This is a genomic window from Stenotrophomonas sp. 93052_Sma (assembly GCF_056481145.1).
In genome coordinates, this window is the sequence record NZ_CM151134.1 from 1,949,611 (window position 1) to 1,963,405 (window position 13,795).

Sequence of the window (13,795 nt, forward strand, 5' to 3'; positions counted from 1 at the left end):
AACCAAGGTTGGCACCTACCGAAGCGGGTGCAGGGTTGGCGCCCGCCGATGCGCATGCATGGTTTCGGAATCCCGCATCCAGCCGGACCCGCATTGCCCGGTGTGCGCGCCGGGCGTGCCGTTCCCGGGGTATATCGATTACGCCGCGTTTTGCCGGGGTGGGTGAGGCTGGCCGGGGAATGCCTTGGTAGATGCCGACCTTGGTCGGCGCTCTCGTGCCAACCAAGGTTGGCACCTACCGAAGCGGGTGCATGGTTGGCGCCTACCGAAGCGGGCGCATGGTTGTCAGCTACCGAAGCGGCGCATGGTTTCAGGATCCCGCATCCGGCCGGACCCGCATTGCCCGGTGTGCGCGCCGGGCGTGCCGTTCCCGGGGTATATCGATTACGCCGCGTTTTGCCGGGGCGGGTGAGGCTGGCCGGGGAGTGGATTGGTAGATGCCGACCTTGGTCGGCGCTCTTGTGCCAACCAAGGTTGGCACCTACCGAAGCGGGTGCATGGTTGGCGCCCGCCGATGCGCATGCATGGTTGGCACCCATCGACGCGCATGCATGGTTTCGGGATGATGCTGGGGGTCGCTCCCGGCATCGTTCCACCTCCAAGACAATCCGGCGCAACATGCGTGCTATTGCCGTCATCGGCATTGCTCTATTGTTGAAGCCGATTCTGGATCTTGGGGAAAACACCGCATGGCGGTAGAAGCAGCGACCAGCGAGCTGGTCAAGGTCGTGGCCCTGTTGGGCGCGGCGGTGGTGATGGTGCCCCTGTTCCGCCGGGCCGGCCTGGGCTCGGTGCTGGGCTACTTCGCCGCTGGCCTGGCGATCGGACCGTTCGGGCTGGGCTGGTTCTCAGATCCGCAGGCGATCCTGCATACCGCCGAGCTCGGCGTGGTGATGTTCCTGTTCGTGATCGGCCTGGAGATGCGGCCCTCGCACCTGTGGAGCCTGCGCAAGGAAATCTTCGGGCTGGGCACGCTGCAGATCGTTACCTGTGCGGTGGTGCTGACCAGCATCGCCAAGCTGTTCGGCCTGCCATGGCAGGTGGCCTTCATCGGTGCCACCGGCTTCGTGCTGACCTCCACCGCGGTGGTGATGCAGCTGCTGGCCGAGCGCGGTGACATCGCGCTGCCGTCGGGGCAGAAGATCGTCTCCATCCTGCTGTTTGAAGACCTGCTGATTGTGCCGCTGCTGGCGCTGGTGGCGTGGATGGGTCCGAGTGCGGGCAGTGCCGATGGCGAAGGTTCGCGCTGGCTGTCGGTGGCGATCGGTGTCGGCGCCATCGTCGGCCTGGTGCTGGTCGGCCGCTTCCTGCTCAACCCGCTGTTCCGCGTGCTGGCCGAGTCGAAGGCGCGCGAGGTGATGACTGCCGCCGCGCTGCTGGTGGTGCTGGGTGCGGCGCTGCTGATGCAGCTGTCCGGCCTGTCGATGGCGATGGGCGCGTTCCTGGCCGGCGTGCTGTTGAGCGAGTCGACCTTCCGTCACCAGATCGAGGCGGACATCGAACCGTTCCGCGGCATCCTGCTCGGCCTGTTCTTCCTCAGCGTCGGCATGGCGCTGGACCTGGGCGTGGTGGCCGGTAACTGGCAGCTGATCCTCGGCCTGGTGCTGGCGCTGATGGCAGCCAAGGCGCTGTGCATCTACGTGGTGGCGCGCATCATGGGCAGCGACCACGCGCAGGCGCTGGACCGTGGCGTGCTGATGGCGCAGGGTGGCGAGTTCGCCTTCGTGTTGTTCTCCGCCGCTGCGTCGGCCGGCGTGATCGACCTGGAGATCAATGCCAACTTCACCGCCGTGGTGGTGCTGTCGATGGCGCTGACCCCGCTGGTGGTACTGGTCTACAAGCGCATCGCACCGAAGCCGACGGTGAACATGGACGGTGTGGACGAGGCCGACGGCCTGTCCGGCAGCGTGCTGCTGATCGGCTTCGGCCGCTTCGGCCAGGTCGCGAGCCAGTCGCTGCTGGCGCGCGACGTGGACGTGACCATCATCGACAACGATGTGGAGATGATCCAGAGCGCCGCGCGCTTCGGTTTCAAGATCTACTACGGCGATGGCACGCGTCTTGACGTGCTGCATGCCTCAGGCGCGGCCACCGCGCGTGCGATTGCGGTGTGCGTGGACAAGGCCGAGGCCGCCGACCGCATCGTGGAACTGGTGGCGCATGAATTCCCGCAGGCCAAGTTGATGGTGCGCTCGTTCGACCGCGAGCATTCGCTGCGGCTGATCCATGCCGGTGTCGATTTCCAGATTCGCGAGACGTTTGAATCGGCCGTGTTGTTTGGTCAGGCTGCGCTGGTGGAGCTGGGGGCGGATGAGGACGACGCGATCGAGATTGCCGAGCAGATCCGTCGCCGCGATGCCGAGCGCTTCGAGCTTGAGATTGCCGGCGGTGGATTGAATGCCGGCGCCCGGATGATCTACGGCAACAGCCCGCAGGGCGTACCGACGCCGACGCCGTTTACCGCACCGAAGCGGGAGAGCAAGACGCTGAACCCGCAGGATGTGCCGGAAGAGGAAGAGTAGCCCCCGGTAGTGCCGGCCGCTGGCCGGCAGATACGGGAACGTTCCGACGTCATGAGGTTGCCGGCCAGCGGCCGGCACTACCGGTGCGCGGTGTCGACGCGTGGCGGTGGGCGAGGGGGCCTGAATCGGGGACAATAGCGTCCCCGCCGCCCCACGCCCGCTCCCGATGACCGATTCCGCCTCCCAGCTTCCTGCCCGCATCCTTGATGGCCGCCGTATCGCCGAGGACCTGCTCGACAGCCTGAAGGTGCGCGTCGACGCCCGCGTGGCCGCTGGCGGCAGCCGCCCGGGCCTGGCCGTGGTGCTGGTCGGTGGCGACCCGGCCTCGACCGTGTACGTGCGCAACAAGCGCCGTGCCGCCGAGAAGGTCGGCATCGAAGCGCATGACTACGATCTGCCGGCCGGTACCACCGAAGCCGAGCTGCTCGACCTGATCGACCAGCTCAACGCCGATCCGAAGATCAACGGCATCCTGATCCAGCTGCCGCTGCCGGGCATCCCCGACGCGCGCCGGCTGATCCAGCGCATCGACCCGCGCAAGGACGTGGACGGTTTCCACCCGGAAAACGTCGGTCACTTGGCCCTGCGCGAGTTCGGCCTGCGCCCGTGCACCCCGCGTGGCATCACCACGCTGCTGGGCCACACCGACCAGCCGGTGCGCGGCCGCAACGCCACCATCGTGGGTGTGAGCAACCACGTTGGCCGCCCGATGGGCCTGGAGCTGCTGATTGCCGGCTGCACCGTGACCAGCTGCCACAAGTTCACCCCCAAGGACGTGCTGGAACAGGCCGTGCGCAACGCCGACATTCTGGTGGTGGCGGTGGGCCGCCCGGGCATCGTGCCGGGCGAATGGGTGAAGCCGGGCGCGGTGGTGATCGACGTGGGTATCAACCGGTTGGATGACGGCCGCCTGGTGGGCGATGTTGGGTTTGAGGCGGCAGCCCAGCGGGCGAGCTGGATCACCCCGGTGCCGGGTGGCGTGGGCCCGATGACCGTGGCCACGTTGATGCAGAACACCCTGGAAGCGGCGGAAGCGCTGAGCTGAATGGTAGTGCCGGCTGCTGGCCGGCAACCCGGTAAGCCGTCCGAAGGTTCATGAGGTTGCCGGCCAGCGGCCGGCACTACCTGCTTTGGTGCGGCCCCTGAATGGATCACCGCCCGCGCGACGCCCCGGGCCTCCTGTAGAGCCGAGCCCATGCTCGGCTTATCGCGGTCCGGCCGGAGAGCAGCCGAGCATGGGCTCGGCTCTACAGGTGAGCGGGTGCGACACTGTGTCGCGCGGAGTTCCAGTTCTGGCCACCAAAAATGCTGTTCTTGGCTCCAGAAACAGGGTAAAATGTCGCGCTTCCCCACATCTCGGGTATGCCGATGCTGCGCATCCAGGCTGAAGCACTCACTTACGACGACGTCTCGCTCGTCCCCGCCCACTCGACCATCCTGCCCAAGGACGTCAACCTCGAAACGCGGTTGACTCGCGACCTGAAGCTGAAGCTTCCGATCCTGTCCGCAGCCATGGACACCGTCACCGAAGCCCGCCTGGCCATCGCCATGGCCCAGCTCGGCGGCATGGGCATCATCCACAAGAATCTCAGCCTGGAACAGCAGGCCGCGGAAGTGGCCAAGGTCAAGAAGTTCGAGGCCGGCGTCATCCGCGACCCGATCACCGTCGGCCCGGAAACCACCATCCGCGACGTGCTGGCGCTGACCCAGGCGCACAACATCTCCGGCGTGCCGGTGGTGGGCAGCGACGGCCTGCTGGCCGGCATCGTGACCCACCGCGACATGCGCTTCGAGACCGAGCTGGACGATCCGGTCCGCCACATCATGACCAAGAAGGATCGCCTGATCACGGTCAAGGAAGGCGCCGCGTCTGACGAAGTGCTGCAGCTGCTGCACCGCAACCGCATCGAAAAGGTGCTGGTGGTCAATGATTCGTTCGAACTGCGTGGCCTGATCACCGTCAAGGACATCCAGAAGAACACCGACTTCCCCAACGCTGCCAAGGATCTGTCGACCCGCCTGCTGGTCGGCGCTGCCGTCGGCGTGGGGGGCGATACCGATCGCCGCGTGGAAGCGCTGGTCGCCGCCGGCGTGGACGTGATCGTGGTCGATACCGCGCACGGCCACTCGCAGGGCGTGCTGGACCGCGTCAGCTGGGTCAAGAAGAACTTCCCGAACGTGCAGGTCATCGGTGGCAACATCTGCACCGGCGAAGCCGCACTGGCGCTGCTGGACAGCGGCGCGGACGCAGTCAAGGTCGGCATCGGCCCGGGCTCGATCTGCACCACCCGCGTCGTTGCCGGTGTCGGCGTGCCGCAGGTTACCGCCATCGACCTGGTGGCCGAAGCGCTGCAGGACCGCATCCCGCTGATCGCCGACGGTGGCATCCGCTACTCGGGCGACATCGGCAAGGCGCTGGCCGCCGGTGCCTCGACCATCATGGTCGGCGGCCTGCTGGCCGGTACCGAGGAATCGCCGGGCGAGACCGAGCTGTACCAGGGCCGTTCGTACAAGAGCTACCGCGGCATGGGTTCGCTGGCTGCCATGGAGAAGGGGTCGAAGGACCGCTACTTCCAGGACGCCGCCACCGCCGACAAGCTGGTGCCGGAAGGCATCGAAGGCCGCGTGCCGTACCGCGGCCCGGTGGGCGGCATCATCCACCAGCTGATGGGCGGCCTGCGCGCCACCATGGGCTACGTGGGCTGCGCCACCATCGAAGACATGCGCAGCAAGCCCAAGTTCGTGAAGATCAGCGGCGCCGGCCAGCGTGAGAGCCACGTCCACGACGTGACCATCACCAAAGAGCCGCCGAACTACCGCGCCTGATGCGCTTGCGAACTGCTCTTGCGATTACGGGCAGCCTGCTGATGGCAGGCTGTTCGTTGTCCGAACCGCCGCCGCGCTCCGGGTCTCCGGGCGCGGCGGTTTCGCAATTGCAGGACGTGCAGGCGTGCCAGAACGCGTTCTCGCTGCCGAAGGGCTGGCAGGTGCAGGCCGCTGGCGAGCAGCGCTGGCTGCTGAAAGGTACTGGCGAGCGCCCGCTGCAGGTCACGCTGCAATGCATTACCGAGCTGCTGCACGGGCCGGATGATCCGGTGCTGACGCCGGTACTGGGCGCGCTGGAGCCCGCACGGATGAGCGTGCGCTGGGCGTCCTGGGGCGCTGCGGATTCGGGCGTCTCGATGGCGGCGCTGCAACGGCGCATCGTGCCCGGCACCGAAGTGCAGGAAATCGCCGAGCTGCCGCGCGCCGACCGCTCCAACCCCAACGCACCGCACGGCCTGCTGATGCTGCGCTGGGACGAGGAAGACACCTCACATATTCAACAACGCGAGGCGTTCATCGCCACGCTGACGCAGAGCCTTGAAGCGCCGGGCGCTGCGAAAAACACCACTGGAACGGCACCATGACCAACATCCATAACGACAAGATCCTCATCCTCGATTTCGGCGCGCAGTACACGCAGCTGATCGCCCGCCGCATCCGCGAGCTGGGCGTCTACTGCGAAATCTGGGCGTGGGACCACAACCCGGCCGAGATCGCCGGCTTCGGCGCCAAGGGCATCATCCTGTCCGGTGGCCCGGAATCGACCACGCTGCCGGGCGCCCCGGCCGCGCCGCAGGAAGTGTTCGACAGCGGCCTGCCGATCTTCGGCATCTGCTACGGCATGCAGACCCTGGCCGCGCAGCTGGGTGGTGCCACCGAAGCCGCTGACCAGCGCGAATTCGGCCACGCCGAAGTGAACGTCATCAACCCCGATGCACTGTTCAAGGGCCTGAGCGACCACGGCGGCGAGCCGAAGCTGAATGTCTGGATGAGCCACGGCGACCACGTCTCCATTGCACCGCCGGGCTTCACCATCACCGCCACCACCGACCGCATTCCGGTGGCCGCCATGGCCAACGAAGAAAAGCGCTGGTACGGCGTGCAGTTCCACCCGGAAGTGACCCACACCCTGCAGGGCCAGGCGCTGCTGCGCCGCTTCGTGGTGGATGTGTGCGGTTGCCAGACCCTGTGGACCGCCGCCAACATCATCGACGACCAGATCGCCCGCGTAAGAGATCAAGTGGGCGATGACGAAGTGATCCTGGGCCTGTCCGGCGGCGTCGATTCGTCCGTCGTGGCTGCGCTGCTGCACAAGGCCATCGGCGAGAAGCTGACCTGCGTGTTCGTGGACACCGGCCTGCTGCGCTGGCAGGAAGGCGACCAGGTGATGGCGATGTTTGCCGAACACATGGGCGTGAAGGTCGTGCGCGTAAATGCCGCCGACCGCTACTTCAGCGCGCTGGAAGGCGTGAGCGACCCGGAAGCCAAGCGCAAGATCATCGGCAACCTGTTCGTTGAGATCTTCGACGAAGAGTCGAACAAGCTGAAGAACGCCAAGTGGCTGGCGCAGGGCACCATCTACCCGGACGTGATCGAGTCGGCCGGCAGCAAGACCGGCAAGGCGCATGTGATCAAGAGCCACCACAACGTGGGCGGCCTGCCGGAGCACATGAAGCTGGGCCTGGTGGAGCCGCTGCGCGAGCTGTTCAAGGACGAAGTGCGCCGCCTGGGCGTTGAGCTGGGCCTGCCGCGCACCATGGTCTACCGCCATCCGTTCCCGGGCCCGGGCCTGGGCGTGCGTATCCTGGGTGAAGTGAAGCGCGAATACGCCGAGCTGCTGGCCAAGGCCGATGCCATCTTCATTGATGAGCTGCGCAAGGCCGACCTATACGACAAGACCAGCCAGGCGTTTGCCGTGTTCCTGCCGGTGAAGTCGGTGGGCGTGGTGGGTGATGCGCGCGCTTATGAGTGGGTGATTGCGCTGCGTGCGGTTGAGACGATCGACTTCATGACCGCGCATTGGGCGCATCTGCCGTATGAGTTCCTGGGGACGGTGAGCAACCGGATCATCAATGAGTTGCGGGGGGTGTCGCGGGTTGTTTATGACATCTCGGGGAAGCCGCCGGCTACGATTGAGTGGGAGTAATAGAACATTTGGCGCTGACTGTTTACTAGTGGCGTGAAGGTTCACCTAAGCCCGCGCCATTGCGGGCTTTTTTTACAATTGCGCTCGGCGCACCGCCGGCCAACAATTGGCATCGCTAAGTGCCGTTTCTTCATGGCATGATGAATGGAATTGGATGCTTCTATGTCATGAGAAGTTGCCGACAGCCCAGAAAACGCAGGACAAGACATGAGCGCTCCAAAGAATGACAGCAACCTGGCGGCCAAGCCGAGAGGGAAGGCTGCACGCCCATGAACGCAGTAGAAATCGAACAGGCCATTACAGATCTCGCGGAGCGGCCCTTTGACCCCGCAGAGTTTCCCTATTTGTTCCTTGAAGCCTTCGGCAACAAGGCGACGACCATCAAGCGCCTGCGCGCGGGGGCGTCGAACAAGTCCGACCTCGGCGGTGTCTTGCAGACCAGCAACATTCACATTCTGACCTGCGACGCTGGGCGGGTGGCGCAGACGCTGGTCGCTCTCAAGGCCAGCCCGGCGACTGCCAAGGCCAAGGCGAAATTCATCCTCGCCACGGACGGCGCGGACTTCGAGGCCGAAGACCTGACCAGCGGCGAGACCGTCGCCTGCGCCTTCAAGGACTTCCCTGATCACTTCGGCTTCTTTCTGCCCCTGGCGGGGATCAGCACCGTCCGCCAGATCAGCGAAAACGCGTTCGATATCCGGGCCACCAGCCGCCTGAACCGTCTGTACGTCGAGCTGCTGAAAGACAACCCTGAATGGGGCACTGCGGAGCGCCGCCACGACATGAACAAGCTCATGGCGCGGCTGATCTTCTGCTTCTTTGCCGAGGACACCGGCATCTTTGTCGGCAAGGGCCGCTTCACCGATACCGTCGCGCAGATGAGTGCTAGGGACTCTTCCAACACGCACAAGGTCATCGCCACGCTATTCAGAACGATGAGCACCAAGCGCGAGGAACGGGCCGACGTAAGGATTCCTCGCTGGGCCGAGAATTTCCCCTATGTCAACGGGCGTCTGTTTTCCGGCAGCGACGACGTGCCAAGTTTCAGCAAGATCGCCCGGTCCTTTCTATTGCACGTCGGCGGGTTGGATTGGACAAAAATCAACCCCGATATATTCGGCTCGATGATCCAGGCGGTTGCCGACGATGAGGAGCGTGGCGAACTGGGCATGCACTACACCAGCGTGCCCAACATTCTTAAGGTGCTAAGCCCGCTCTTCCTCGAGGACCTACGGGCAAAGCTGATTGATGCGGGCGACAACCCGCGCAGTCTGCTCAATCTGCGCAAGCGCATCGCCAGGATCAGGGTCTTCGACCCAGCCTGTGGCTCAGGAAATTTCCTGGTTATCGCCTACAAGGAAATGCGCGCCATCGAGGCAGAGATCAATGTGCGGCGCGGTGAGCCAGATCGCGCCTCGGAAATCCCGCTGACAAATTTCCGCGGCATCGAGTTGCGCGACTTCCCAGCGGAAATTGCGCGCCTCGCGTTGGTCATCGCTGAGTACCAGTGCGACGTGCTCTATCGCGGACACAAGCTGGCGCTGGCCGAGTTCTTGCCCTTGCGAAACGAAAATTGGATTACCTGCGGCAATGCGCTACAGCTTGATTGGTTGAGCGTCTGTCCTCCAACCGGGACGGGCGTGAAGCTTCAAGCGGACAACCTGTTTGCGACGCCGCTCGATCAAGCTGAGATTGACTTCCAGAACGAGGGCGGAGAGACGTATATCTGTGGGAATCCTCCGTATCTTGGTTCCACTTGGCAGAGTGATCAGCAGAAAGCAGAACTGCAGGCCATCTTCGGCAAGCGGGCAAAGAATTGGAAGTCGCTGGACTATGTGGCGGGCTGGTTCATGAAAGCTGCGGACTACGGTACACATACGCCTACGACTGCGGCCTTCGTTTCTACCAATTCTATTTGTCAAGGTCAGCAAGTTCCAATTCTGTGGCCCGCCATTTTTCAAACGGGTAGCCACATTGTTTTCGCACATACTAGTTTCAAGTGGACCAACCTCGCTGCGCACAACGCGGGAGTAACGGTAGCTGTCGTCGGCATATCCGCACAGCCGGGTAAAAATGGGAAGATTTTCTCGCTGGCCGAGGATGGTTCGGCTATGGTGAGAGAAGCTGATTATATCAATGCTTATCTCGTATCTGGGCCGGATGTCATCGTCGATAAGATGAGCGATCCGCTTGATGCTCGCGGCACAATGGATGCGGGTGGAAAACCCGTAGAGGGCGGTAATCTCTTCTTGAGTGCGGATGAAAAGCATGAACTTATTGGTCGTCAGCCGCAAGCTGCCGATTTTATTAGAAAAGTCTATGGCGCAAGCGAGTATATCCGTGGTGAGGTGCGCCATTGTCTTTGGATAGGAGACGCGGATTGCTCACGCGCTAAGGCATTGCCAGAGATTGCTGCTCGATTAGGTCGCGTAGTTGAGGCTCGCAATAAAAGTCCGAAGCAAGCGACAAAGAGAGGCGCGGCTTGGCCGCATCGCTTTGAGGAAGTAAAGCAGACTGGTAGCGAGATTGTAACCATTGTTCCAAAGGTTTCGTCGGAATCTCGCGAGTTCCTACCCGTTGGTCTGTTGCCACCGGGTTCCATTATCACTGATCTCGCATTTGCCCTCTACGATTCGCCTCTCTGGAATCTAGCGCTTATCGCCAGCCGCCTGCACTTGGTCTGGATCGCCACCGTCTGCGGAAAAATGAAAACGGACTTTCGCTACTCCAACACCCTCGGCTGGAATACCTTCCCGGTTCCCACACTCACTGAAAAAATGAAGGCTGACCTCACCCGCTGCGCGGAGGACATCCTATTGGCGCGCGAGCGTCATTTTCCCGCGACCATCGCGGACTTGTACGACCCCAAGAAAATGCCCGTCGACCTGCGCGCCGCCCATGATCGCAACGACGAAGTGCTGGAGCGCATCTACATCGGTCGTCGCTTCAAGAACGACACCGAGCGGCTGGAAAAGCTGTTTGACCTCTATACCAAGATGACCGCTTCGGCTGCACCGGGCAAGAAGCGCAAAGCGGGAGCCAACGCATGAGCGACATGATCAAGTCCGTACCGTCCGTTTCCGTCACCTACGCCCGGAACGGCGCATCGACCAAGGCCAATGCGCTTGGGATGCGGCCCATGCAGGAGAGGGCATACGAGAAGCGGGGCGAGCAATACCTGCTCATCAAGTCGCCGCCCGCGTCGGGCAAGAGCCGTGCGCTGATGTTCGTGGCACTCGACAAGCTCAAGAATCAAGGCTTGAAGCAGTCCATCATCGTCGTGCCGGAGAAGTCCATCGGTGCCAGCTTCAATGACGAACCGCTGTCGAAGTACGGCTTCTGGTCCGACTGGCAGGTCCAACCCAAGTGGAACCTGTGCAACGCGCCAGGCAACGACAACGGCGGGAAGGTCAAGTCGCTGGGCGCATTCCTTGAAGGCGACGACAAGGTGCTGGTCTGCACCCATGCGACCTTCCGCTTCGCGGTCGATGCCTACGGCGTGGAGGCGTTCGATGACCGACTGATCGCGGTCGATGAGTTCCACCACGTTTCAGCCAACCCGGACAACAAGCTCGGCTTGCACCTGGGACAATTCTTCGCGCGTGGCAAGACGCATATCGTCGCCATGACCGGTTCCTATTTCCGGGGCGACGCCGAGGCCGTACTGGCACCGCAGGACGAGTCGAAATTCGATACTGTCACCTACACGTACTACGAGCAGCTCAACGGCTACGAATACCTCAAGCAACTCGATATCGGCTACTTCTTTTACAGCGGTCCTTATGTCGATGACATCCTCAACGTCATCGACCCCGGCGAGAAGACCATCATCCACATTCCCAACGTCAATTCGCGCGAGAGCACGAAGGACAAGATGCGCGAGGTGGAACACATCATCGAGGCGCTGGGTGAGTGGCGGGGCATCGACGCCGCCACCGGCTTCCAGCTCGTCAAGCGCCCCGATGGCCGCGTGCTACGCATCGCCGATCTTGTCGATGATGATGCTGTCAAGCGTGACCGTGTATCCGCCGCGCTCAAGGACCCGGCGCAGAAGAACAACCGGAACCATGTGGACATCATCATCGCGCTGGGCATGGCGAAGGAGGGCTTCGACTGGATTTGGTGCGAACACGCCCTAACCGTGGGCTACCGCGCCAGCCTGACCGAGATCGTTCAGATCATCGGTCGTGCAACCCGCGACGCGCCTGGTAAGACCCGCGCAAGGTTCACCAACCTGATCGCCGAGCCGGACGCTGCTGAGGAAGCTGTCACCGAGGCCGTCAACGATACGTTAAAGGCCATCGCGGCAAGCTTGTTGATGGAGCAGGTTCTCGCTCCGCGCTTCGAGTTCAAGCCCAAGAATCCTGACAGTGGCCCGACGCCGGGTTATAACTACGGCGAGGGCGGCTACGACTCTGACCGCTGTAATGTCGGTGTCAATGAGCAGACAGGCTCGTACCAGATCGAGATCAAGGGCCTCGCCGAGCCCAAGAGCAAGGAAGCAGCGCGAATCTGCCAGGAAGACCTGAACGAAGTCATCGCGGCCTTCGTGCAGGACAAGCCCACCATCGAGCGCGGTCTGTTCGATGAGGAGCTGGTGCCCGAGGAGCTGACGCAGGTTCGCATGGGCAAGATCATCAAGGACAAGTATCCCGAGCTGGATTCTGAAGATCAGGAGGCCGTGCGCCAGCACGCCATCGCCGCCCTCAACCTCACGCAGCAGGCCAAGCGGCTTGTCACCGAAGGCGAGAGCGATGGGTCGCCCAACACTGCCCTGATCGACGGCGTGCGCCGCTTCGCGATGGACGTGCGCGAGTTGGATATCGACCTTGTCGACCGCATCAACCCCTTTGGGGAAGCCTACGCCATCCTTGCAAAGTCCATGAGCGAGGACAGCTTGAAGCAGGTCGCGGCGGCCATCTCGGCCAAGCGCACTTGCCTGACGCCAGACGAGGCGAAAGAGATGGCCGTTCGGGCTGTTCAGTTCAAGAAGGAGCGCGGTCGCATTCCGGCGCTCGATTCCCAGGATGCCTGGGAGCGACGCATGGCGGAAGGCGCTGCCGCCTTCATGCGTTTCAAAGCGGAGGGACGTTATGAGTAACTCCGATCTTGACGACCTGGCGGCAGAGCTGGTCGAGTTTGCTCCGCTTGAGAAGAAAAGTGGCCGCCCAGCCAGCGAGGAGCGTGTCATTGCTGGCTTCGAGGAAATCCAACGCTTCACAGAGCAGCACGGGTGTGCTCCGCAGCATGGCGAAGACCGCGACATATTCGAGCGCCTATATGCCGTGCGGCTCGACCGTCTACGCGCGCTCCCGGATTGCCGCGCCTTGCTTGGGCCGCTAGACCATCAGGGCTTGCTTGCCGGGGCATCGACTGTTGCCGCTTCGGCGGACGAAACTATCGACGTCGACGACCTGGCTGCCGAACTCGGGGATGTTGCCCGCGCGGACGACATCACGGTCTTGCGCCATGTCCGTACCAGCGCCGAAAAGCGCGCCGCCGAGGAGATCGCGGATCGCAAGCCCTGTGAGGACTTCGAGACCTTCCGGCCCTTGTTTGAGCGTGTGCAAGCGGAAGTCAAAACCGGTATTCGCCAGTCCCAGCCCATCGAAGCGGGCCGCCGTGCGATTGAAGCCGGGGACTTTTTCGTTCTCGATGGCCTTACTCTCTACGTCGCCGAGTTCGGCGAGCCGTTGAAAACCACCGCCGGGGAGGTGGACCGCCGCCTGCGCCTCATTTTCTCCAACGGGACCGAAAGCAATCTGCTGCTGCGTTCGCTCCAGCGCGCTTTCTACAACGATCCCGGCGCGCGGCGGCTGGCCTCGCCCGAGAGCGGGCAACTCTCTTTCGGCGGTGAGCTTGAGGCTGATGATGTCGAAAGCGGCACCATCTACGTCTTGCGCTCTCTCTCTGATCATCCCTATGTCGCGCAACACCGCGACATCATCCACAAGATGGGAGTGACCGGGGGCAGGGTGGAGACGCGCATTGCCAACGCCGAACACGACTCCACGTACCTGCTGGCGAAGGTCGAAGTGGTGGCGACCTACAAGCTCGCAGGCATCAATCGCACCCGGATGGAGAACCTGTTCCACAGGCTGTTCGCGCCCGCGCGATTGAGCATCACCATCAACGACCGCTTTGGCCACCCCGTGCAGCCCGAAGAGTGGTTTCTCGTTCCGCTGTTTGTGATCGACGAGGCCGTCGCGCGCATCAAGGATGGCAGCATCACCAGCTACGTTTACGATCCTAGCGCCGCAAAGCTGGTGAAAGTGACGTAGATGGAATCGCTTCGCCGCAC

8 protein-coding genes are annotated in these 13,795 nt (G+C 63.0%); all 8 read left to right on the forward strand.

Annotated elements, in window-relative coordinates; translation table 11 throughout:
- The first annotated feature begins 689 nt into the window (after positions 1-689).
- The 8 genes from ACZK2V_RS09240 to ACZK2V_RS09275 all read left to right on the forward strand — a co-directional run bounded on the left by ACZK2V_RS09240 (position 690) and on the right by ACZK2V_RS09275 (position 13,775).
- On the forward strand, positions 690-2,522 hold the full coding sequence (locus tag ACZK2V_RS09240) for a monovalent cation:proton antiporter-2 (CPA2) family protein (protein WP_486323151.1): 1,833 nt from the start codon (positions 690-692) through the stop codon (positions 2,520-2,522).
- Positions 2,523-2,688: 166 nt separating this feature from the next.
- The gene (gene folD, locus ACZK2V_RS09245; protein ID WP_005409307.1) at positions 2,689-3,567 is read left to right on the forward strand and encodes a bifunctional methylenetetrahydrofolate dehydrogenase/methenyltetrahydrofolate cyclohydrolase FolD; all 879 of its coding nucleotides are present in this window, start codon (positions 2,689-2,691) and stop codon (positions 3,565-3,567) included.
- 323 nt (positions 3,568-3,890) lie between these two features.
- Positions 3,891-5,348, forward strand: coding sequence for an IMP dehydrogenase (gene guaB, locus ACZK2V_RS09250; protein ID WP_005409308.1), 1,458 nt, complete (start codon positions 3,891-3,893; stop codon positions 5,346-5,348).
- Positions 5,349-5,455: 107 nt separating this feature from the next.
- Positions 5,456-5,932 (forward strand): hypothetical protein, encoded by a 477-nt coding sequence (locus ACZK2V_RS09255; RefSeq protein WP_195763274.1) that lies wholly within the window; start codon positions 5,456-5,458, stop codon positions 5,930-5,932.
- On the forward strand, positions 5,929-7,494 hold the full coding sequence (guaA, locus tag ACZK2V_RS09260; RefSeq protein WP_486323152.1) for a glutamine-hydrolyzing GMP synthase: 1,566 nt from the start codon (positions 5,929-5,931) through the stop codon (positions 7,492-7,494). The genes ACZK2V_RS09255 and guaA overlap by 4 nt, the downstream gene beginning before the upstream one ends.
- Positions 7,495-7,763: 269 nt before the next feature.
- Complete coding sequence (locus ACZK2V_RS09265) at positions 7,764-10,544, forward strand: class I SAM-dependent DNA methyltransferase (protein WP_486323153.1); 2,781 nt, start codon at positions 7,764-7,766, stop codon at positions 10,542-10,544.
- On the forward strand, positions 10,541-12,595 hold the full coding sequence (locus tag ACZK2V_RS09270) for a DEAD/DEAH box helicase (protein ID WP_486323154.1): 2,055 nt from the start codon (positions 10,541-10,543) through the stop codon (positions 12,593-12,595). Before ACZK2V_RS09265 ends, ACZK2V_RS09270 begins: the two co-directional genes overlap by 4 nt.
- Positions 12,588-13,775 (forward strand): GIY-YIG nuclease family protein, encoded by a 1,188-nt coding sequence (locus ACZK2V_RS09275; RefSeq protein ID WP_486323155.1) that lies wholly within the window; start codon positions 12,588-12,590, stop codon positions 13,773-13,775. The genes ACZK2V_RS09270 and ACZK2V_RS09275 overlap by 8 nt, the downstream gene beginning before the upstream one ends.
- Positions 13,776-13,795 lie beyond the last annotated feature (20 nt).